Consider the following 19,557-nt stretch of genomic DNA (forward strand, 5'->3'; position numbering starts at 1 on the left):
GTCGCCGGAGGGCCTATGAAGATCGCCGTTGCCAAGGAAATCGATCCGTCGGAGCCGCGGGTCGCCGCTTCGCCGGATACGGTGAAGAAGTTCAAGGCGCTGGGCGCCGAGATCGCCGTCGAGCCGGGCGCCGGCCTCAAGTCGGGTCTGCCGGACTCCGAATTCACCGCCGTGGGCGCCACCGTCAGCGCCGACGCGCTGAAGGACGCCGACATCATCATCAAGGTGAAGCGCCCTGAAGCCTCCGAGTTGGCGCAGTACAAGCGCGGCGCGCTCGTCATCGCCATCATGGACCCCTACGGCAACGAGGCCGCGCTGAAGACGATCGCCGATGCCGGCGTCTCCGCCTTCGCGATGGAATTGATGCCGCGCATCACGCGCGCGCAGGTGATGGACGTGCTGTCCTCGCAGGCCAACCTTGCCGGCTACCGCGCCGTGATCGAGGGCGCCGAGGCCTTCGGACGCGCCTTCCCGATGATGATGACCGCAGCCGGCACGGTGCCCGCCGCCAAAGTGTTCGTGATGGGCGTCGGCGTCGCCGGCCTCCAGGCGATCGCGACCGCGCGCCGTCTCGGCGCCGTCGTTACCGCGACGGACGTCCGGCCCGCCACCAAGGAGCAGGTCGAATCGCTCGGCGCAAAATTCCTCGCCGTCGAGGACGAGGAATTCAAGAACGCGCAGACCGCCGGCGGCTACGCCAAGGAAATGTCCAAGGAGTATCAGGCCAAGCAGGCCGCGCTCACCGCCGAGCACATCAAGAAGCAGGACATCGTGATCACCACCGCGCTGATTCCGGGCCGGCCTGCGCCGAGGCTCGTCACGGCCGACATGGTCAAGTCGATGAAGCCAGGGTCGGTGCTGGTCGATCTCGCCGTCGAGCGCGGCGGCAATGTCGAAGGCGTCAAGGCGGGCGAGGTCACCGATGTCGATGGCATCAAGATCGTCGGCTACACAAACGTTGCCGGCCGCGTCGCCGCGTCGGCCTCCAGCCTCTACGCGCGCAATTTGTTCAACTTCATCGAAACGATGGTCGACAAGACCAGCAAGGCGCTGGCCGTGAACTGGGACGACGAACTCGTCAAAGCGACCGCGCTGACCAGAGACGGCGCCGTCATCCACCCGAACTTCCAGCCGAAAGCGTAAGGAGAGCCGTCATGGAGCATATTGCACAAGTCGTCGATCCCTTCGTCTTCCGGCTGTCGATCTTCGTTCTCGCCGTCTTCGTCGGCTATTTCGTGGTGTGGTCGGTGACCCCGGCGCTGCATACGCCGCTGATGAGCGTGACCAACGCGATCTCCTCGGTGATCGTGGTCGGCGCGCTGCTCGCGGTCGGCGTCGGCATGATCTCGAGCGGCTCGGGCTGGGCGCGCGGCTTCGGCTTCATCGCGCTCATCTTTGCCTGCGTGAATATCTTCGGGGGCTTCCTTGTCACCCAGCGCATGCTGGCGATGTACAAGAAGAAGGTGAAGTGAGCGGCGTGCACCTCGGGGTGACGAAGACAAAGGGGACCTGAGATGAACGCCAATCTGGCTGCAGTTCTGTATCTCGTGGCGGGTGTGCTGTTCATCCTGTCACTGCGCGGGCTGTCCAGCCCCGCCTCATCGCGGCAGGGCAATTTCTTCGGCATGATCGGCATGGCGATCGCGGTCGCCACCACGCTGGCCAGCCATCCGCCGGCGGACGGCCTCGCCTGGATCCTCGTGATCCTTGGCATCGCGATCGGCGGCAGCGTCGGCGCGGTGATCGCCCGCCGCGTGCCGATGACCTCGATGCCGGAACTGGTCGCCGCCTTCCATTCGCTGGTCGGCATGGCCGCGGTGCTGGTCGCCGCCGGTGCGTTCTACGCGCCGGAGGCCTTCGACATCGGCAGCCCCGGCAACATCCATCCGCAGAGCCTGGTCGAGATGTCGCTCGGCGTCGCCATCGGCGCGCTGACCTTCACCGGCTCGGTGATCGCGTTCCTGAAGCTGTCCGCGCGGATGAGCGGCGCGCCGATCATCCTGCCGTTCCGCCACGTCATCAACATCGCGCTCGCGGTCGCCCTCGTCGTCTTCATCGTCGGGCTGGTGATGTCGGGCAGCGCGCTCGACTTCTGGCTGATCGTCATCATCGCGCTGGCGCTCGGCGTCCTCATGATCATCCCGATCGGCGGCGCCGACATGCCGGTCGTGATTTCGATGCTGAACTCGTACTCGGGCTGGGCCGCGGCCGGCATCGGCTTCACTCTCGGCAATTCCGCGCTGATCATCACTGGCGCGCTGGTGGGATCGAGCGGCGCGATCCTGTCCTACATCATGTGCCACGCGATGAACCGCTCTTTCATCTCGGTCATCCTCGGCGGCTTCGGCGGCGAGACCGCGGCGGCCGGCGGTGGCGGCGGCGAGCAGAAGCCGGCCAAGCTCGGCTCGGCGGATGATGCGGCCTTCATCATGAAGAACGCGCAGAAGGTCATCATCGTGCCCGGCTACGGCATGGCGGTGGCGCAGGCTCAGCATGCGCTACGCGAAATGGGCGACGTCCTGAAGAAGGAAGGCGTCGAGGTGAAATACGCCATTCACCCGGTCGCCGGCCGCATGCCCGGCCACATGAACGTGCTGCTGGCCGAAGCGAACGTGCCCTATGACGAGGTGTTCGAGCTCGAGGACATCAACTCCGAATTCGCGCAGGCCGATATCGCGTTCGTGATCGGCGCTAACGACGTCACCAATCCGGCCGCCGAAGAGGACAAGACCTCGCCGATCTACGGCATGCCCGTGCTCCAGGTCTGGAAGGCCGGCACCGTGATGTTCATCAAGCGCTCGCTCGCTTCGGGCTATGCCGGCATCGACAATCCGCTGTTCTATCGCGACAACACCATGATGCTGCTCGGCGACGCCAAGAAGGTCACCGAGAACATCGTCAAGGCGATGTAGCGCGGAGGCAAGCGGGCCATTGCCAAAGCGACGCGCGAGCAGCGCGTCGTATGGCACACCGCTCACTGGGCGGCGTGCGGCCGGCGCGCCTCCCGCGAGGTCATGAAATTGCTGCGGAGCCGGTGCAAAGCCCTGACGGGGGCCGGGCCGTGTCATCATGACCATCGTCAAGTGGATCGCCATCCTGCTCGTGACCGTCTATTGCGCCGGTCTCCTCGTGCTGTATGTCAGGCAGCGCGAGATGCTGTTTCCGATCCCGCCCGTCGGTCGAACCGCGCCGGATGCCGCAGGCCTCCCTGAGGCCGAAGAGCACGTCCTGACCACCTCTGATGGCGAGAAGGTCATCGTCTGGCACGTGCCGGCGAGGCCCGGCCGCCCCGTGATCCTGTATTTCCCAGGCAATGGCGATTATCTCGCCGGTCGCGTCAGCCGTTTCAAGGCCATGACGGCGGACGGCACCGGCCTCGTCGCGCTGTCCTATCGCGGCTATGCCGGCTCGAGCGGGGCGCCGAGCGAGGCGGGCCTGCTGCGCGATGCCGCGGCCGCCTACGCCTTCACCACTGCGCGCTACGCGGCGGAACGAATCGCCGCCTGGGGCTTTTCGCTCGGGACAGGCGTGGCGGTCGCGATCGCCTCGGAGCATCGTGTTGGAAAACTCATCCTGGAAGCGCCCTATACATCGACGGCCGACATTGCAGCATCATCGTTCTGGTTCGTTCCGGTGCGTCTGCTGATGCGCGATCCCTTTCATTCCGACGAGCGCATCCCGCGCGTCACTGTGCCGCTATTGGTGATGCATGGCACCAATGACCTTGCCATTTCGATCGTGTTCGGAGAGCGTCTGTTCGCGCTTGCGCATGAACCGAAGCAGTTCGTTCGCTTTGCAGGCGGTGGACACGACAATCTCGATGCGTTCGGTGCGATTGAAACGGCGAGGCGATTCATTGCTTCCTAGACGACTTGTCGTTCGGCGCGCGAGCGGGTTCATCGCCGCGATCCTCGTCGTGTTGTTGCCACAGCACGCATGGGCTGCGACCGGGCTCGACGGCGCGGCGATGGGCTGGCCCTATGCGCTTCCCTTTGCCGGCCTGCTGCTGTCGATTGCGCTCGGCCCGCTGCTATTTGCACGATTCTGGCACCATCATTACGGCAAGATCGCCGCAGCCTGGTCGCTGCTGGCACTCGCCTCGCTCGTCATCTTGGCCGGGAGCACGGCGACGCTGGCGGCGCTCGTTCACGCCATGCTCGCCGAATATCTCGGTTTTATCGTGCTGCTGTTCTCGCTCTATGTCGTGGCTGGGGGCATTCTCGTGACGGGCGACATCAAGGCGACACCGGCGGCCAACGCCGGCATCCTTGCGCTCGGCACCGTGATGGCGAGCGTCGTCGGCACCACGGGAGCGGCCATGATCCTGATCCGCCCTCTGATCCGCGCCAACCGGCCGCGGCGCTACAACGCCCATGTCGTCATCTTCTTCATCATCCTGGTCGCCAATGTCGGTGGTGCGCTGAGCCCGCTCGGCGATCCCCCGCTGTTCGTCGGCTTCCTGCACGGTGTCGACTTCTTCTGGACCACGCGGACCATCTGGCTGCAGACGGCGATCGTTGCCGGACTGCTGCTCGCGATCTTCGTCGTCATCGACGTCTGGCGCTTCCGTAGCGAACCTTTGTTCAGCGCCGCCGGCGCCGCGAAGCCGGTCCGGATCCGCGGCCTCGTCAACCTGGTGCTGATCGCAGCCATCGTCGCGAGCCTGCTGGCGTCGGCGATGTGGAAGCCCGGCATCGCCTTGGACATTCTCGGAACCAGGCTGGAGCTGGAAGACATCGCCCGCAACGCGGCGCTGCTGGCCATAGCGGCTCTGTCGGTGTGGTTGACGCCGGACGAGCACAGGCAGGCCAACGGCTTCACCTGGGAGCCGATCCGCGAGGTCGCGAAGCTGTTCGCCGGCATTTTTGTCGCGATCATCCCGGTCATCGCCATGCTCGATGCCGGCCATCACGGCGCGTTCGCCTGGCTGTTGTCGGCCGTGACGGCGCCGGACGGCACGCCGCGCGAGGTTGCCTATTTCTGGTTCACCGGTCTGATGTCGGCGTTCCTCGACAATGCGCCGACCTATCTGTTGTTCTTCGAGCTCGCCGGCGGCGACCCGCAGGTGCTGATGCACGAACTCTCGGGCACGCTCGCCTCCATTTCCATGGGCGCAGTCTACATGGGCGCGCTCACCTATATCGGCAATGCGCCGAATTTCATGGTGAGCAGCATCGCCAGCGAGAACGGCATCAAGATGCCGAGCTTCTTCGGTTATTTCGTGCGCGCCAGCGCGGTGCTGATCCCGCTATTCGTGCTGCTGACGCTGCTGCCGTTCGCTCCGATCCTGCGCTGGCATTGAATCCGCCACCCGATTTGCTACTGCTCGCCCAAGATGCGATGAATTTGCGCGAAGCAATTGGAGCCGGTGGATGAGCGCGCACAATCCGATGCCTCGGTCGGCCTGGATCTTTCCGGCGCTGGCCGTGCTGCTGTTCGCGGCCGTCAGCGCGACGGACTACGTGTTCACGCTGTCGTTCGGCGGGCTCGTCTTCGCCCTCGTGCTCCTCGTCATCCTGTTCGGCACGGTGTTTGCCGCGGTCCATCATGCCGAAGTGATCGCCGAGCGGGTCGGCGAACCCTACGGCACGCTGGTGCTGACACTCGCGGTGACCATCATCGAGGTGGCGCTGATCACCACGATCATGCTGGGCGACAAGCCGGCCCCGGAACTGGCGCGCGACACCGTGTTCGCCGTGGTCATGATCGTCTGCAATGGCCTCGTCGGGCTCTGCATCTTCATCGGCGGCCTGCGCTATCGCGAGCAGGGTTTTCAGCTCTCCGGCGCCAACGTTTATCTCAGCGTGCTGTTCGCGCTCGCGACCATCACCCTGATCATGCCGAACTACACGACCACCACGCCGGGCCCCGTCTATTCGGCGGCTCAACTCGGCTTCGTCGACGTGGTCACACTCGCGCTGTATGGGGTGTTTCTCTACACCCAGACCGTGCTGCACAAGGATTACTTCGTTCACGACCGGGCGGGCGGCGGGAGCGGGGAGGCGCATCTGTCGGGGAGGACCTTGGCGCTCAGCGTCGTGCTGCTGCTGATTGCGCTGCTGGCGGTCGTGCTGCTGGCCAAGAAATTCTCGCTGGTGGTCGATGCGGTCGCGGCCAGGATCGGCGCGCCGCCTGCCTTTGCCGGACTTCTGGTCGCGCTCCTGATCCTGCTGCCGGAAGGCGTCGCAGCCGTCTCGGCGGCTCGCAAAAACGACCTTCAGAAGAGCATCAACCTCGCGCTCGGCTCGTCGCTCGCCACCATCGGGCTGACCATCCCGGCCGTCGGTGTCGCCACCTATGCACTCGACAAGGAGCTCACGCTCGGCCTCAGCGGCCAGGGCAGCGTGCTTTTGCTCCTGACCTTCTTTTTGAGCATGCTGACCTTCGGTACGGGCAGGACCAATGTCCTGTTCGGGCTGGTCCATATGGTGGTATTTGCCGTCTACGTGTTCATGGTTTTCGTGCCCTGAACCGGTTTTCCGGATATGCCCCAGGAGAGTTCCGATGCTTGCCGCCGAGTCCGAGGTTCAGGTCGACAATGAGCAGGTTCGGGTGACCGAGTGGCGGCTTGCGCCAAACAGCGCCACCGGGCATCACACCCACGGCATGGACTACGTCATTGTTCCCGTGGTCGCAGGGGAAATGACCATCGTGGCACCCAATGGCGAGCGGTCCAAGGCGCAGCTTGCGGCCGGAAAATCCTATTTTCGCAAGGCCGGCGTCCAGCACGATGTGCTTAACGAAACCGCAACCGAGATCGTGTTCCTTGAGGTTGAGCTGAAGTCGTAAATCCGGCGTACCCCTTTGCCATTGATCCGTCGCAGTTGATCCCTCACTATGCCTCAAAGTTCCCGCATCAGATCGCGCGGGGAGTGGCCGGAATGCTGAAATACATCGCTAAAATCTCGATGGACATCTTCCCCTCGGTGCTCGCAACGATCATCGGGGCATACATCGTTAATCATTACATCAACGCGAAGCCGGCGGCGGATGCACCCGCGGCCGTGATGGCGCCTGCCGACGCTGGCAAGAACGGCAAGCCCGCCGATCTGGCCAACCTGCCCGCGCCGGGCGTCAAGGCCAAGGGCATTTCCGAGAAGAAGGTGGCGGACAAGCCGGCGACCGAGAAGGCTGGCGATCAGCCCGCCGCGGAGCCAAAGACTTCTACGGTGGACGTCGCACCGGCCGAGGCCGCCCCGCGCGGCAAGCCGTCCGCGCGCGAGAAGGCAGTCGCCAAGTCCACCCCGGCCGTCAGTGCACCCGTTCCCGCCACCCCGGTGGTGGAGGCCAATTCGGCGCCGGCTGCTGCCGCACCGACCGCAACCCCCGACGCCAACGATCTCGTGCGCGCCGCGATCGAGCGCCTGCGCAAGTCGCCTGAGGGTAAAGCCGTTGAGGCCAAGTCGGTTGAGACCAAGTCTTCGGAAGCCAAGGCGCCCGAGAAGACTCAGGAGCCTGCGGTGCGCGAAGCCGCCCGCAGCCCGGAGGCTCCGCGTATCATCCCCTTGGATCAGTCAACGGTGCGTCCGTTGCCGCCGCCGATCACGGTCTCGACGCCCGCAGCCGAGGCCTATGGCGATGGCGGCTCGTCGCAGGCGAACCCGCCCTACACGGCCTCGGTCGGCAACGAGAACCCGAATCGGCTGACGCCGCCGGCTGACATTCCTGTCCCGATGATCGCGCCCCCGCTCGATCTGCGCGCCGATGCCGGCGCGTCCATGCCGCGGCCGAAGACCAATGTCGCCGACGACATGCTGTCGGGCGTCAAGTCCATGTTCCACTCCGTTCTGCCGAAGGGCGTCACCCCGGATTAAGACGGCGCCTGCGGCTTCGCCAGAATCGTCAGCCGCCGACGCGGGCGAGGCCGCTGCGGGCGGCATCGTCGCGTGGACGAAGCGAGACCGCCTTGGTGTAGGACGCCGCCGCCTTGGTCCTGTCGCCCAGCCGTTCATAGGCCTGGCCGCGTATGGTCCAAACTTGGGCATTGTGGGGATCGGCCTCGGAAGCCTCATCCAGATCGGCCGCGGCCTCCTTGGCCTTGCCGAGGGCGAGATAACTGTTGGCGCGGCCGAGCAGCGGCTCGACCTTCTGTGGGTTAAGGCCGCTCGCCGCGCTGAAATCGGCGATCGCGAAATCGTGCTGGTTCTTGCCCTGGTAGATCAGGGCGCGGCCATAGAGCGCCTGCGCATTGTAGGGATCGAGTCCGACCGCGTGATTGAATTCATCGAGCGCGGCCGCCGTCTCGCCGGACTTTGCCAAGGCTTGGGCCTTTGCCGTATGGGCCTGGGCTTCGCTGACATTGCCGGCGCTGACCACATTCTCGGCGGTCGTGGCCGCCTTGGGTGCCTCCTGCGGCTTTTCCTTCTCCGGCGTCAGCGATCCCAGGTCGAAGGAGCAGCCGCACAGCGAAATCCCCATCAAGGCCAGCGCAAATGGCTGCAGCAAGATCTGGCGTAACCGCGCCAAGCCGCGCTTGGGGAAAGGGGAGGCCATCTACGGTTCGCTCGCGCTAGTGCCGCATCGGGAGTGCCCCATCCCAGGAAGGCACCGCTCACAAAACAATAACGCGGGCCAGGGGCCCGCGTCATCGAAAACTGAAATCTCTCAAGTCCGGTAAATCAGCGCGGTCCGCGCGGACCGGCACTTGCGCCAGCACCCGGGCCGCCGCGACCGCCACGATCACCGCCAGGGCCAGCGCCGAACACCGGCTTCGGCTTCATCGGCAGCAGGCCTTCGCGCTGCAGCTTCTTGCGGGCCAGCTTGCGTGCGCGACGCACGGCTTCGGCCTTTTCGCGGGCCTTCTTCTCGGAGGGCTTTTCGTAGTGACCGCGGAGCTTCATCTCGCGGAAAATACCCTCGCGCTGCATCTTCTTCTTCAGCGCCTTGAGGGCTTGATCGACATTGTTATCGCGGACGAGAACCTGCACGCGGCATCCTCTTCAGTGGATCGGATTTGAATTCTGGTAAGTCAAAGGGGATGGCGAAACGCACAAGCCCTTAACCTTGAGGGCGCGGATGTATCAGACAAAACCTGGGATGTCCACCGGCCAAGCGGGTTTTCGGGCCAAGTTCAGCCATTAAATGAGGCAAAATACCTCTGTGCGGCCCTGATTTGGGAGATTTGACGCCAAGGGTGGGGCCGTTTCCGGAGCTTTGTTCCGGAATCTTTGAAAGCAGGGGACGACACATGGATATGAAGAAATACGCGGCCGAAGCTATCGGCACCTTTTGGCTCACATTCGCAGGTTGCGGAAGTGCTGTGATCGCAGCCGGCTTTCCGCAGGTCGGCATCGGTCTGGTCGGTGTCTCCCTCGCATTCGGGCTGAGCGTGGTCACCATGGCCTATGCGATCGGCCACATCTCCGGCTGCCATCTCAATCCGGCCGTCACTGTCGGCCTTGCTGCCGGCGGACGTTTTCCGGCCGGACAGATCCTGCCTTATGTGATCGCGCAGGTGGCCGGCGCGATCGTGGCCGCGTGGCTTCTCTACGTCATCGCAAGCGGAGCGCCCGGCTTCGACGTCAGTAAAGGGTTCGCGTCCAACGGCTACGACGCCCATTCTCCCGGCCAGTACAGCATGATCGTGTGCTTCCTCACCGAGGTGGTGATGACCATGATGTTCCTGTTCATCATCATGGGCGCCACCCACGGCCGCGCGCCCGTGGGCTTTGCGCCGCTGGCGATCGGGCTCGCGCTGGTGATGATCCATCTCGTCAGCATCCCCGTCACCAACACCTCGGTGAACCCGGCGCGCAGCACGGGCCCCGCATTGTTCGTCGGCGGCTGGGCGCTGTCGCAGCTCTGGTTGTTCTGGGTTGCGCCACTGATCGGCGGCGCGCTGGGCGGAGTGATCTATCGCTGGCTCAGCGACGAACCCACCGGCGTCGTCGCGGGCGCAAAGACGGCGTAATCGCAAAGCGGGATCGCGGCATACGCCGCGGTCCCGTTACTTGCCGGTCGTGGGTCGCACTTCGGTGACGTGGCCCATCTTGCGGCCGGGACGCGGCGCGCCCTTGCCGTAAATGTGCACGGTCGCGCCCGGCACGCTCAGCCAGTTCTCATACTCGTTGATCTCGTCGCCGATCAGATTGGTCATGGTGACGACTTCGCCGTGGCGCACGGGCTTGCCGAGAGGCCAGCCGGCAATGGCGCGAATGTGCTGCTCGAACTGCGAGACGGACGCACCGTCGAGCGTCCAGTGTCCGGAATTGTGCACGCGCGGAGCGATCTCGTTGACCAGCACCTTGGGTCCGGTGCCGTTGGCGAGCACGAACATCTCGACGGCAAGCACGCCGACATAATCGAGCGCGCCCGCGATCTTGCCGGCGATGCTGCGCGCTTCCTCGGCGAGCACATCCGGGATCCGCGCGGGCGCACGGGAGATCTTCAGGATGTGGTCGCGGTGCTCGTTTTCGGTGACGTCGAAACACTCGACCTGGCCTGTGGCCGAGCGGGCGGCGATCACGGAAATCTCACGCTCGTACGGCACGAAGGCTTCCAGGATGGCCGATTTGGTGGCGAGACTGGTCCACACTTTCGCGATGTCGTCGCCCTCGCGGATGATGGCCTGGCCCTTGCCGTCATAGCCGAAGCGACGGGTCTTCAGCACTGCCGGAAGGCCGATCCTGGCGATCGCCTCGCGCAATGACGGGACCGAGGTGACGTCGGCATAGGCCGCGGTGCCGATGCCGAGCCGGGTCACGAAATCCTTTTCGGCGAGTCGGTCCTGGGTGGTCTCGAGAATCTTGCGGTTGGGCAGCACCGGGCGGCGCGCATCCAGCACCATCGCGGCCGCGGACGGCACGTTCTCGAATTCGTAGGTGATGACGTCGACGTCGTTGGCGAACAGCTCGAGTGCTTCGACATCGGCATATTCGGCGCAGGTCGCATTCAGGACGACGTCGAAGGCCGGTGAGTCCGGATCCGGCGAGAACACCTGGCAGCGCAGGCCGAGCCGTGCCGCCGCCATAGCCAGCATCCGCCCCAATTGTCCGCCGCCGAGAATGCCAATGGTGTCGCCGGGCTTCAGCTTCACCTGCTTTGCGTCAGTCACGCCTTGTCCTCCGGGCGCTCGGCCACGGCCTCGGTCTGCGCCTTGCGCCAGGCGGCGAGGCGGTCGGACAAGGCCGGGTCGGACAAGGCCAGCACGGCAGCCGCCAGCAGCGCCGCATTGATGGCGCCGGCCTTGCCGATCGCGAGGGTGCCGACCGGGATGCCCGCGGGCATCTGAACGATCGAATAGAGCGAATCGATGCCTTTGAGTGTCCTCGATTCGACGGGAACGCCGAACACGGGCAGTTCCGTCAGCGCCGCCGCCATGCCGGGCAGGTGGGCTGCGCCGCCCGCGCCGGCGATGATGACCTTGTAACCGGCCGTCTTGGCGCCTTTGGCGAACGTAAACAGCCGGTCGGGGGTGCGGTGGGCCGAAACGATACGGGTATCGGCGGCAACGCCGAGCCCTGCGAGCGTGTCGGCGGCATGCCGCATCGTGTCCCAGTCCGACTGGCTTCCCATGATGATGGCGATCGGCGCGGTCATGACGTGAATTGTGCTCGAAAAACAGGAAGATAGGCCAGATTAGCGGTTCCGGCCGGTGGCTCGCAAGGCGGTGGCAAGGAGAAGGGAATGCACTATCCTGTCTTGGTGAATCCCCGCAAGCCTTCATTGAGCAGGATGCCCATGAAGAAACCAAAAAGGGCGAGCGCTGCGAAGGCCAAAAAGGGCCCGAAAACCAGCGCCGCTCGCTCCAAAGTTGCTCTTAAGCGTCCGGTCAAGCGTCCGACCAGACCGTCGCGACGCGGAGCGTCTGCCGATGACGGCGCCAAAGCGGTCATCAAGACGGCCATCAACGCGACCATCCGTGACCTCCGGAGCAAGCTGAAGGGGGCGCTGCGGCGGGTCGCGGAGCTCGAGGCGGCCGCCGACACCGACTTCCTGCTCGAAATTCCGAACCGGCGCGGCTTCGAACGCGAGCTCGGACGCGCCGTCGCCTACATGAAGCGCTACCGCGCCAGCGGCGCTCTGATCGTGCTCGACGTCGATCGGCTGAAGCCGATCAACGATTCCTTCGGCCATGCGGCCGGCGACGAGGTGCTGAAGGCGATTGCCACCACGCTGACGCGGCAGATCCGCGCCTCCGACGTGGTCGGCCGGCTCGGCGGCGACGAGTTCGCGCTGCTGCTCTGGAATCTCAGCGAGACCGACGCCAAGGCGAAGGCCGCGGCCTTCGAGCAGGCCGTCGACGACTTGTCCTTTGTCTTTCGCGGCCAGCACGTGAGCGCGGGCGCTTCCGCCGGCGTGGCCCTGCTCGGGGTACAGTCCGACGCCGCGCGCGCCCTGGAAGAGGCCGATGCCGCGATGTATGTGCGCAAGGCGCACCGGCGGCACGAGCCGCGCATCAGGCTCGTCAGCAGCTAGTTAAAGCGTGCCGAGGTCTTTCGGTACGTTGCCGAAGCTGCGGAGCAGTTTGGCGTCACCGAATTCGCCGGTCATGGGATCACCGCTGCGGCTGAATGCGACGGCGCCGGTGTGGCCGGCGCCGTGCGACATAACCTCGGCGCGCCGTAACGCGGCCGCCGCGGTCTGGCATTCCTCGGCCGCACCTGCGACCGGCGATCCGTCCTCGTCGGTCAGGAAAGGTAATGCAACGTAATAGGTGACATCGGACATGGTCGGCTCCGATAGCTGACAGCTCAGGCTGCGCTGCTCTTGCTCCGCATCTTGCTGCGTGAGGTCTCCGGAATGCAGCCGGCGGAAATGGCCGCCTGCAATTCCTCCAGCTCGGCCTCCAGATATTCATTGGCCATGATCAGCGCCTTGATGGTGCTGCGCAGATTGCCGTCGCACATCGCGATCGCCTGATCGCAGGCTTGTTCATAATGGCTGTTGTCGAGAAGGGCGGTTGCCGACATCTGCGTTTTCCTTGGACGGTTTTCCTGGGGGCGTTGGCGCCCAAATGTTCTTATTTTGTTCCTTTCGAGTCAAGCGGATTCACGTGCGGCGAGCTGCCGTAAAGCTCTCCTCCTGTGGATCAGGCGATGATGTCGGGCGTGATCTGGTCTTCGATGAACGCGATACGGTCACGCAACAACAGCTTGCGTTTCTTCAACCGCTGTAACCGCAACAGGTCGGGGGCGGGCGATTGATGCAGTGCATCGATCGCCACATCGAGATCTCGGTGTTCCTGGTGCAACCGGGCGAGCTCGGATTCGAGTTCGCGCGCATCTTCATTGGTCATGTCTGCGGTGGCCGAAAAACCGATAGGCGTGAGATTAAGGCTGTGGATGCCCTGTGGAAACTATCGTCCTTGCGCGCCGTGATCGCAAGCGATCTCGGGCTGTCGCGCGCCGATCTCCCGCGAGATATTTCTGCGGTCGCTCCGGCGTTGCGCAAGCGCATTGATATCACGGATTTTTCCCGCGTGGTTCCCTTACTCACGCTTCGTTACATATGAATTTTTAAAAATGACACTGCGACGACTGATATCCATCGACAGAACGAATCGGTGATGTACACTTCCTCGTCCGGTCGAATCCAAGGTTCACCCCTACCGAGGAGGTTTCGAATGACAATTCAGGCACATCTGGTTGAATTGGAACGGAAGCATAAAACTCTCGAAAACGAATTGCACGAAGCTCTCGTGCACCTTTCAACAGACGACCTGCAAATTGTTGAGTTGAAGCGCCGGAAGTTGATGGTCAAGGACCAGATCGAGCGTCTCAGGCACGGCGACACGCTCCACTAGTAACCCCCGTAACAGCGTAGAGTTGATCGCACCCTTTCAGGCAGGGATGGGAATCTTTGCGCTCATCCCTGCTGCAAGGCGCGCACCGTGTAAGGATTTGTGCGGCTCTAGCTTCTTGTCTGGACGCGGTTCTTTACGCGCAACTGGAATCCACTTCGCTTTAAACCACTAGACATTTGCGAGCTCGGCGACGTGATCCGCGATCGCGAGCGATGACGTCAATCCGGGCGACTCGATGCCGAACAGATTGATCAGGCCTTCGACGCCGTGATCGCGCGGGCCTTGCATCAAGAAATCCTGCGTAGCCACCGCCGGCGGCACGATCTTCGGGCGGATGCCCGAATAGCTCGGCATGAGCGCGCCGTCAGGCAGCGTCGGCCAGTATTTGCGGATCGCCGGGTAGAAGCGCTCGGCGCGTGACGGATCGACCTCATAATCGATGGTCTCGATCCACTCGACGTCAGGGCCGAAACGTGCCTGCCCGGCCATGTCCAGCGTCAGATGCACCCCTAGCCCGCCGGGCTCGGGCACCGGATAGATCAGGCGCGAGAACGGCGCCCTGGCATTGCAGCTGAAGTAGTTTCCCTTGGCGAGGTAGGCCGTCGGGATCCGTTCCAGCGGCATGCCCTCGATGTTGCGCGCCACCGTGGTCGCCGAGAGCCCGGCGGCGTTGACGAGGAGGCTGCATTGCAGCGTCATCGGCGCTTCGCCGCCCGCCTCGATTTCAATGACGCCGGCGCTGGCCTTGGCACGGATCAGCGGGGTGTGAAACGCGAAGGCCGCGCCCGCGTCCTCGGCTTCGCCGCGCAGCGAGAGCATGTAGGCGTGGCTGTCTATGATGCCAGTCGACGGCGACAGCAGCGCGGCGTCGCAGGCGAGCGCCGGCTCAAGCGCACATGCCGCATCGCCCGTGAGCAACTGCATGTCGAGCACGCCGTTGGCCTCGGCATGCGCCTTGATCGATTGCAGCTTCTCGGTCTCTTTCGGATTGGTCGCGACGATCAGCTTGCCGCTATTCCTGTGCGGGATGCCGCGCTCGGAACAGTAACGGTAGAGCGCGTGCTTGCCGTCGACGCACATGCGCGCCATCCAGCTTCCGGCGCGGTAGTAGATGCCGGCATGGATCACCTCGCTGTTGCGCGAGGAGGTGATGGTGCCGATGGCCTCGGCTTCCTCGAGCACGATCACCTCGCGCCCGGCTTGCGCCAGCTTGCGAGCCACCGCGAGCCCGATCACGCCGGCTCCGACGACGACGCAGTCGACCCTATCCATGGTAGTGCAGGACGTCCGCTCGAAGCGACGATGGCCTCACGCCTGGGGAGGGCGGCGCGGGGGCGTTTTCCGTTAACGAAGCATTTATCATGTCAGGGCAATTGCCGTATTTGATGCCACATTTTTTCGTTGCGCGTACAGGCGTTTACCCGATCCAAACCCGCGAGGCCAGACAATCCGACGTTGAAATCGCGGGTGGCTGATGGCTGAGAAGAACTGGCACGCGGGCAGCGCGCTTCCGATTGCGGTGCAGGCCGTCGTGTGCCTGGCCGCAGCGGTGACGCCTGCGCGCGCCTTTGCCCTCTCCGACAGCTTCACTCCTCCGAGCTATCTCGGCCACCTCGATCCCAACGTGATCTGGGAAGCCCTGATCGCGGGCATCGTGATCTGCTCGTTCCTCGTCGCGATCGCGCTGTGGATCCATTCCTCGTTGCGCCGGACCAAGCGTCTGCAGCTGCGGCGCAATGCCTTCGTCTCCTCTGCGATGAACAATCTCAACCAGGGCGTGGTGATGACGGATGCGCAGCGGCGCATCATCTTCTGCAACGACCGCTATATCGAGATTTACGGCCTGGCGCGGTCGGATCTCTGGGCCGACATGAACGGCTACGAACTCCTTGAGCTGCGACGCAAGCGCGGTGTGCTCGGGGGCGCCTCCAACGACGAGTTCTATGAGAAGGCGGCAAGCACCAACGGCTTGATCACCGAACTGCCGGACGGGCGGGCCATCCTGGTGAAATATTTCGTGCTGCCCAATGGCGGCTCGGTGACGACGCATCTGGACGTCAGCGAGCAGCGCAGGCTGTCGCGGCAGCTCGCCTCCACCAAGCAGTTCCTGGAAACATTGCTGGACCACGTGCCGGCCTGCGTGGCCGCGAAGAACATCGAGGATGGTCGCTACATCTTCGCCAACAGCGCTTATGAGCGGTTCTGGGGCTTCTCGCGCGACCATGTCGTCGGCAAGAACGCGCGCGAGCTGTTTGCGCCTGTCTCGGCGGACAGCATCGAGGCGACCGACCGGGCGGCACTCGATTCGCAGGACGGCCAGTTTCGCAACGAATTCGAGGTCGACCGCGCCGGTGAGCGGCGCATGGTTGCTTCGATCCGGATCGTGGTCCGCAACGAGAGCAACAAGCCCGAATTCCTGATGCTCGTGTTCGAGGACATCACCGATCGCCGCTCGCTGTCGAAGGAGCTGGAGAGCACGAAGAAGTTCCTGGAGCTCGTGGTCGACAACATCCCGGTGGCCCTGATCGTCGAGCAGGTCAAGGACGGCCGCTACCTGCTCGCCAACCGCAGCGCGGAGACGATCCTCAACCGCAGGCGCGAGGAAGCCACGGGCCTGACCGCGTCCGACATCTTCAATCCCAAGGAAGCCAAGCTGATCATTGCGCGCGACGAAGCCGCGATCAAGAAGCGCGGGATGATCACCGAAGAGCACCCGATCTCCACCAAGGACGGGCTGCGGCTGTTTCTCACCCGCCGCGCTACCGTGCTGAGCGACACCGGCGAGCCGCAATATCTGATCAAGACCCACGAGGACGTCACCGATCGCCGGCAGACCGAGTCGCGCATGGCGCACATGGCCTATCACGACGGCCTCACCGATTTGCCGAACCGCGCCGCTTTCCTGCAGGCGTTGACCCAGATGATCGAGGCCTGCGAGGGCACCGGCGAAGAGTTCGCGGTTCTGTGCGTCGATCTCGACGGCCTCAAGGAGGTCAATGACGTCTTCGGTCATGCGCACGGCGACAAGCTCCTGGTCGAGGTGGCCCAGCGGCTCCAGGACTCCGCGCGCGGCGGCGTGGTGGCGCGCCTGTCTGGCGACGAGTTCGGCCTGATCATCGACGGTAAGCAGCCGGATGCAGGTCTCGCGCTGGCGCAGCAGATCGGTGATGCCGTCGCCAAGGAATTCCAGATCGACGGCCGCCCGGTTCGCGCCGGCGTCACCACCGGCATGTCGATCTTCCCGCACAACGGCGCCGACGCCGCCTCGCTGCTCGCCAACGCCGGCGCGGCGCTGTTCCGCGCCAAGCAGAAATCGCGCGGCACGATCAGCCTGTTCCAGCCGGAGATGGACCAGCAGATCCGCGATCGCCGCGTGCTGCACCAGGATCTCTCGATGGCGATCAAGAACGGCGAGCTCTCGCTCGCCTTCCAGCCGCAGGGAGCAGCGGGCCACAGCGTCGCCGAGAGCGAGATCATCGGCTTCGAGGCGCTGGCGCGCTGGCAGCATCCGGTGCGCGGCCAGGTTTCCCCGGCCGAATTCATCCCGATCGCGGAGGAAAGCGGCCTGATCGTCGAGATGGGCGAGTGGATCCTGCGCGAGGCCTGCCGCGAGGCCGCCTCCTGGCCGACGCCGCTTCAGATCGCGGTCAACCTGTCGCCGGCGCAGTTCATGCACGGCGACGTGGTCGGGCTCGTCCATTCCATCCTGCTCGAGACGGGTCTTGCCCCCGGCCGGCTCGAGCTCGAGATCACCGAGGGCGTGCTGATCGAGGACTTCGATCGCGGCCTTGCGCTGCTGCGCCGGCTCAAGGCGCTCGGCGTGCGCATTTCCATGGATGATTTCGGCAGCGGTTATTCCTCGCTGAGCTATCTCCAGGCGTTCCCGTTCGACAAGATCAAGATCGACCGCGCCTTCATCATCAATCTCGGCCGCAACCCGCAATCGGCGGCGATCGTTCGCGCGGTGATCGATCTCGGCCATGGCCTGGAAATGTCGATCGTCGCCGAGGGCGTCGAGACGCTGGAACAACTCGCCTTCCTCGCCGCGGAAGGCTGTGACGGCGTGCAGGGCTATTTGCTCGGCAAGCCCCTGCCGATCGGAAAATATGCCGGCCTCGTCGGCCGCGCCGACGTCATGGAGCTTGCGCTCAAGACCGGTTAAAGCGTTTTCGAGCGAAGTGGCTGCCGGTTCGCGTCAAGAAAACGCGCCAAACTAGAATCTAGAGCCCCGTTCCGATTTCATCGGAACGGAAATGGCTCTAGTGAGGGTGGGCGCTTCTTTCGCTCCCATTCGACGGCTTTATGGCGGATTACGATTTTGCGATCATCGGCGGCGGCCTGAACGGTGTCAGCCTCGCGCGCGATGCCGCCGGCCGCGGCCTGCGGGTCATCCTGTTGGAGCAGGGCGATCTGGGCGGTGCGGCGTCCTCGGCAACACCGCGGCTGATCCACGGCGATCTCTCGGTCCTGGAACGGCGCGGCTTCCGACGGGTGCGCCGAGCGTTGGCCGAGCGCCGGACCTGGCTGCGGATCGCGCCGCATCTGGTTCGGCCGATGCGCTTCGTGATCCCGGCGCATTCCGACGAGCGCCCACCATGGCTGCTGCGCGTTGGCCTATTCCTCTACGACAGCCTCACCGGCCGGAGCGGCCTGCCTGCAACGGCGACCCTCGACATCACGCATCATCCGGTCGGCAACGCGCTGAAACGACCGTTCGGCACGGCCTTCGAATATTCGGACTGCGTCGTCGACGATTCCCGACTGGTGGTGCTCACGGCACTGGATGCGGCCGAGCGCGGCGCCGTGATTCGGACTGGAGCGCGCTGTGTGCGTGCCGATCGAACGGATACATGGCGGCTCGCGGTGGTCGACCGCGGCCATCGTCGCACGATCACGGCCCGGGCACTGGCTAACGCCACCGGCGGCTGGACGTCGATGGTCGCCGAGACCGTGCTGCGGCAGCCGCAACCCGCCATGGTGGCGACGCAGATGAGCCAGATCATCGTCCCGCGGTTGTTTGATTCCGATAACGTCTACGTCTTCCAGAACAGCGATGGCCGGCTGATCTTCGCGAGTCCTATCGAGCGCGATTTCACCCTGATCGGAACAGTAACGCACGATTTCACCGGCGATCCCGCGATCGTCGCGATGCCGGGGGCCGATGTCGGCTATCTCTGCGAAGCGGCGAGCCGCTATTTCCGCGAGCGCGTTGCCCCGATCGACGTGGTGCGCGCGGTCTCCGGCGTCAACCTGACGCTGGCGTCCGCGCGCCGGCGTGACGGCACGACGCTGTTCGACGCGCGGCGGCGCAAGGCGCCGCTGATCACGATGTTCGGCGGTGACGTCACCACCTCGCGCCTGCGGGCGGAGCGCGCGGTGACGAAGTTGACGCCGTTCTATCCGATGTCGCCGCCCTGGACCGCCGGCGCGGCGCTGCCCGGCGGAGATTTTGCCTGGGACCGTTTCGACACCGAGGTCGATCTTGCGCGCGACCGTTGGCGCTTTCTGTCGGAGACGCAGGCCCAACGCCTCGTTGCGGCCTATGGCTCGCGGTTATCGGCCGTGCTTGGCGAGGCGAAGACCCGGGACGATCTCGGCGCCGCCTTCGGTCCCGAGCTGACGGGCGCCGAGGTGCGCTATCTCATGACCCACGAATGGGCGCGTTTTCCCGAGGACATCCTGTGGCGCCGCTCCAAGCTCGGCCTGACGATGTCCGCACAGGAATGCGATGCGCTGGCTGCGTTCATGGCGAATGCGTGAACGAGCCGCCTCTAATTGGTTGAGTGAGGGACGATCGGCCGCTAGCGTGCGGC

22 protein-coding genes are annotated in these 19,557 nt (G+C 64.5%); 14 read left to right on the forward strand and 8 right to left on the reverse strand.

What is annotated here, in order from left to right; translation table 11 throughout:
• The first annotated feature begins 15 nt into the window (after positions 1 to 15).
• The 8 genes from ABIB90_RS11940 (at position 16) to ABIB90_RS11975 (ending at position 7,814) form a co-directional block, all read left to right on the forward strand.
• On the forward strand, positions 16 to 1,143 hold the full coding sequence (locus ABIB90_RS11940; RefSeq protein WP_354200707.1) for a Re/Si-specific NAD(P)(+) transhydrogenase subunit alpha: 1,128 nt from the start codon (positions 16 to 18) through the stop codon (positions 1,141 to 1,143).
• A gap of 11 nt (positions 1,144 to 1,154) precedes the next feature.
• Positions 1,155 to 1,472: a proton-translocating transhydrogenase family protein gene (locus ABIB90_RS11945; protein ID WP_007596278.1), complete on the forward strand. Its 318-nt coding sequence runs from the start codon at positions 1,155 to 1,157 to the stop codon at positions 1,470 to 1,472.
• A gap of 42 nt (positions 1,473 to 1,514) precedes the next feature.
• Positions 1,515 to 2,912: an NAD(P)(+) transhydrogenase (Re/Si-specific) subunit beta gene (locus ABIB90_RS11950; protein ID WP_354200708.1), complete on the forward strand. Its 1,398-nt coding sequence runs from the start codon at positions 1,515 to 1,517 to the stop codon at positions 2,910 to 2,912.
• Between the two features lie 157 nt (positions 2,913 to 3,069).
• On the forward strand, positions 3,070 to 3,867 hold the full coding sequence (locus ABIB90_RS11955) for an alpha/beta hydrolase (RefSeq protein ID WP_007596276.1): 798 nt from the start codon (positions 3,070 to 3,072) through the stop codon (positions 3,865 to 3,867).
• Positions 3,821 to 5,302: a sodium:proton antiporter gene (locus ABIB90_RS11960; protein WP_354200709.1), complete on the forward strand. Its 1,482-nt coding sequence runs from the start codon at positions 3,821 to 3,823 to the stop codon at positions 5,300 to 5,302. The genes ABIB90_RS11955 and ABIB90_RS11960 overlap by 47 nt, the downstream gene beginning before the upstream one ends.
• Positions 5,303 to 5,372: 70 nt before the next feature.
• Positions 5,373 to 6,470: a calcium:cation antiporter gene (locus tag ABIB90_RS11965; protein WP_354160012.1), complete on the forward strand. Its 1,098-nt coding sequence runs from the start codon at positions 5,373 to 5,375 to the stop codon at positions 6,468 to 6,470.
• 34 nt (positions 6,471 to 6,504) lie between these two features.
• The gene (locus tag ABIB90_RS11970) at positions 6,505 to 6,789 is read left to right on the forward strand and encodes a cupin domain-containing protein (RefSeq protein ID WP_007596270.1); all 285 of its coding nucleotides are present in this window, start codon (positions 6,505 to 6,507) and stop codon (positions 6,787 to 6,789) included.
• 92 nt (positions 6,790 to 6,881) lie between these two features.
• Positions 6,882 to 7,814 carry a hypothetical protein gene (locus ABIB90_RS11975; protein WP_354160014.1) on the forward strand — a complete coding sequence of 311 codons (933 nt, stop codon included), beginning with the start codon at positions 6,882 to 6,884 and terminating at the stop codon, positions 7,812 to 7,814.
• Between the two features lie 28 nt (positions 7,815 to 7,842).
• On the opposite strand, the gene ABIB90_RS11980 is transcribed toward ABIB90_RS11975, so the two are convergent.
• Together ABIB90_RS11980 and rpsU are read right to left on the reverse strand one after the other, a co-directional pair.
• Complete coding sequence (locus tag ABIB90_RS11980; RefSeq protein ID WP_007596267.1) at positions 7,843 to 8,493, reverse strand: tetratricopeptide repeat protein; 651 nt, start codon at positions 8,491 to 8,493, stop codon at positions 7,843 to 7,845.
• A 125-nt stretch (positions 8,494 to 8,618) separates the two neighbouring features.
• Positions 8,619 to 8,927, reverse strand: a complete 309-nt coding sequence (gene rpsU, locus ABIB90_RS11985; protein WP_007596265.1) for a 30S ribosomal protein S21 — start codon at positions 8,925 to 8,927, stop codon at positions 8,619 to 8,621.
• 260 nt (positions 8,928 to 9,187) lie between these two features.
• Between rpsU and aqpZ the strand changes: the two genes are divergently transcribed.
• Positions 9,188 to 9,910, forward strand: coding sequence for an aquaporin Z (aqpZ, locus tag ABIB90_RS11990; RefSeq protein ID WP_007596263.1), 723 nt, complete (start codon positions 9,188 to 9,190; stop codon positions 9,908 to 9,910).
• A 36-nt stretch (positions 9,911 to 9,946) separates the two neighbouring features.
• Here the strand turns inward: aqpZ and ABIB90_RS11995 are convergent, their stop codons facing one another.
• Positions 9,947 to 11,053 (reverse strand): 5-(carboxyamino)imidazole ribonucleotide synthase, encoded by a 1,107-nt coding sequence (locus ABIB90_RS11995; protein WP_219681688.1) that lies wholly within the window; start codon positions 11,051 to 11,053, stop codon positions 9,947 to 9,949.
• On the reverse strand, positions 11,050 to 11,538 hold the full coding sequence (gene purE, locus ABIB90_RS12000) for a 5-(carboxyamino)imidazole ribonucleotide mutase (RefSeq protein WP_354160017.1): 489 nt from the start codon (positions 11,536 to 11,538) through the stop codon (positions 11,050 to 11,052). The genes ABIB90_RS11995 and purE overlap by 4 nt, the downstream gene beginning before the upstream one ends.
• A gap of 141 nt (positions 11,539 to 11,679) precedes the next feature.
• Here purE and ABIB90_RS12005 point away from each other — a divergent pair, with 141 nt between their 5' ends.
• A complete protein-coding gene (locus tag ABIB90_RS12005) occupies positions 11,680 to 12,417 on the forward strand; it encodes a GGDEF domain-containing protein (RefSeq protein WP_354160019.1) in 738 nt (245 codons plus the stop codon).
• On the opposite strand, the gene ABIB90_RS12010 is transcribed toward ABIB90_RS12005, so the two are convergent.
• The 3 genes from ABIB90_RS12010 to ABIB90_RS12020 form a co-directional block, all read right to left on the reverse strand.
• A complete protein-coding gene (locus ABIB90_RS12010) occupies positions 12,418 to 12,669 on the reverse strand; it encodes a hypothetical protein (protein WP_007596257.1) in 252 nt (83 codons plus the stop codon). It lies immediately after the preceding gene.
• Positions 12,670 to 12,692: 23 nt separating this feature from the next.
• Positions 12,693 to 12,911 (reverse strand): hypothetical protein, encoded by a 219-nt coding sequence (locus ABIB90_RS12015; RefSeq protein ID WP_007596256.1) that lies wholly within the window; start codon positions 12,909 to 12,911, stop codon positions 12,693 to 12,695.
• Between the two features lie 119 nt (positions 12,912 to 13,030).
• Positions 13,031 to 13,237: a YdcH family protein gene (locus ABIB90_RS12020; RefSeq protein WP_007596255.1), complete on the reverse strand. Its 207-nt coding sequence runs from the start codon at positions 13,235 to 13,237 to the stop codon at positions 13,031 to 13,033.
• 69 nt (positions 13,238 to 13,306) lie between these two features.
• Here ABIB90_RS12020 and ABIB90_RS12025 point away from each other — a divergent pair, with 69 nt between their 5' ends.
• Both ABIB90_RS12025 and ABIB90_RS12030 read left to right on the forward strand, forming a co-directional pair.
• The gene (locus ABIB90_RS12025; protein ID WP_240543946.1) at positions 13,307 to 13,453 is read left to right on the forward strand and encodes a hypothetical protein; all 147 of its coding nucleotides are present in this window, start codon (positions 13,307 to 13,309) and stop codon (positions 13,451 to 13,453) included.
• Between the two features lie 111 nt (positions 13,454 to 13,564).
• Complete coding sequence (locus ABIB90_RS12030; RefSeq protein WP_007596254.1) at positions 13,565 to 13,744, forward strand: YdcH family protein; 180 nt, start codon at positions 13,565 to 13,567, stop codon at positions 13,742 to 13,744.
• 168 nt (positions 13,745 to 13,912) lie between these two features.
• On the opposite strand, the gene ABIB90_RS12035 is transcribed toward ABIB90_RS12030, so the two are convergent.
• Complete coding sequence (locus ABIB90_RS12035) at positions 13,913 to 15,016, reverse strand: NAD(P)/FAD-dependent oxidoreductase (protein WP_354160022.1); 1,104 nt, start codon at positions 15,014 to 15,016, stop codon at positions 13,913 to 13,915.
• 202 nt (positions 15,017 to 15,218) lie between these two features.
• On the opposite strand from ABIB90_RS12035, the gene ABIB90_RS12040 reads away from it, so the two are divergent.
• The gene (locus ABIB90_RS12040) at positions 15,219 to 17,906 is read left to right on the forward strand and encodes a sensor domain-containing protein (protein WP_354160024.1); all 2,688 of its coding nucleotides are present in this window, start codon (positions 15,219 to 15,221) and stop codon (positions 17,904 to 17,906) included.
• A 140-nt stretch (positions 17,907 to 18,046) separates the two neighbouring features.
• Positions 18,047 to 19,504, forward strand: coding sequence for a glycerol-3-phosphate dehydrogenase (locus ABIB90_RS12045; RefSeq protein WP_354200710.1), 1,458 nt, complete (start codon positions 18,047 to 18,049; stop codon positions 19,502 to 19,504).
• Positions 19,505 to 19,557: the final 53 nt, after the last annotated feature.

Source organism: Bradyrhizobium sp. JR4.1, assembly GCF_040548605.1.
Classification (GTDB): domain Bacteria; phylum Pseudomonadota; class Alphaproteobacteria; order Rhizobiales; family Xanthobacteraceae; genus Bradyrhizobium; species Bradyrhizobium canariense.

Excerpts from the sequence above, each read along its gene's own strand:
- ABIB90_RS11950 (WP_354200708.1), top strand. The coding sequence starts at position 1,515 with ATGAACGCCAATCTGGCTGCAGTTCTGTATCTCGTGGCGGGTGTGCTG.
- ABIB90_RS11980 (WP_007596267.1), bottom strand. The coding sequence starts at position 8,493 with ATGGCCTCCCCTTTCCCCAAGCGCGGCTTGGCGCGGTTACGCCAGATC.
- ABIB90_RS12040 (WP_354160024.1), top strand. The coding sequence starts at position 15,219 with ATGGCTGAGAAGAACTGGCACGCGGGCAGCGCGCTTCCGATTGCGGTG.
- ABIB90_RS11955 (WP_007596276.1), top strand. The coding sequence starts at position 3,070 with ATGACCATCGTCAAGTGGATCGCCATCCTGCTCGTGACCGTCTATTGC.
- ABIB90_RS11945 (WP_007596278.1), top strand. The coding sequence starts at position 1,155 with ATGGAGCATATTGCACAAGTCGTCGATCCCTTCGTCTTCCGGCTGTCG.
- ABIB90_RS12010 (WP_007596257.1), bottom strand. The coding sequence starts at position 12,669 with ATGTCCGATGTCACCTATTACGTTGCATTACCTTTCCTGACCGACGAG.
- ABIB90_RS12030 (WP_007596254.1), top strand. The coding sequence starts at position 13,565 with ATGACAATTCAGGCACATCTGGTTGAATTGGAACGGAAGCATAAAACT.
- ABIB90_RS12045 (WP_354200710.1), top strand. The coding sequence starts at position 18,047 with ATGGCGGATTACGATTTTGCGATCATCGGCGGCGGCCTGAACGGTGTC.
- ABIB90_RS11960 (WP_354200709.1), top strand. The coding sequence starts at position 3,821 with ATGCGTTCGGTGCGATTGAAACGGCGAGGCGATTCATTGCTTCCTAGA.
- purE (WP_354160017.1), bottom strand. The coding sequence starts at position 11,538 with ATGACCGCGCCGATCGCCATCATCATGGGAAGCCAGTCGGACTGGGAC.
- ABIB90_RS12035 (WP_354160022.1), bottom strand. The coding sequence starts at position 15,016 with ATGGATAGGGTCGACTGCGTCGTCGTCGGAGCCGGCGTGATCGGGCTC.
- ABIB90_RS11940 (WP_354200707.1), top strand. The coding sequence starts at position 16 with ATGAAGATCGCCGTTGCCAAGGAAATCGATCCGTCGGAGCCGCGGGTC.
- ABIB90_RS12005 (WP_354160019.1), top strand. The coding sequence starts at position 11,680 with ATGAAGAAACCAAAAAGGGCGAGCGCTGCGAAGGCCAAAAAGGGCCCG.
- ABIB90_RS12020 (WP_007596255.1), bottom strand. The coding sequence starts at position 13,237 with ATGACCAATGAAGATGCGCGCGAACTCGAATCCGAGCTCGCCCGGTTG.
- ABIB90_RS11970 (WP_007596270.1), top strand. The coding sequence starts at position 6,505 with ATGCTTGCCGCCGAGTCCGAGGTTCAGGTCGACAATGAGCAGGTTCGG.
- aqpZ (WP_007596263.1), top strand. The coding sequence starts at position 9,188 with ATGGATATGAAGAAATACGCGGCCGAAGCTATCGGCACCTTTTGGCTC.
- ABIB90_RS12015 (WP_007596256.1), bottom strand. The coding sequence starts at position 12,911 with ATGTCGGCAACCGCCCTTCTCGACAACAGCCATTATGAACAAGCCTGC.
- ABIB90_RS11965 (WP_354160012.1), top strand. The coding sequence starts at position 5,373 with ATGAGCGCGCACAATCCGATGCCTCGGTCGGCCTGGATCTTTCCGGCG.
- ABIB90_RS11975 (WP_354160014.1), top strand. The coding sequence starts at position 6,882 with ATGCTGAAATACATCGCTAAAATCTCGATGGACATCTTCCCCTCGGTG.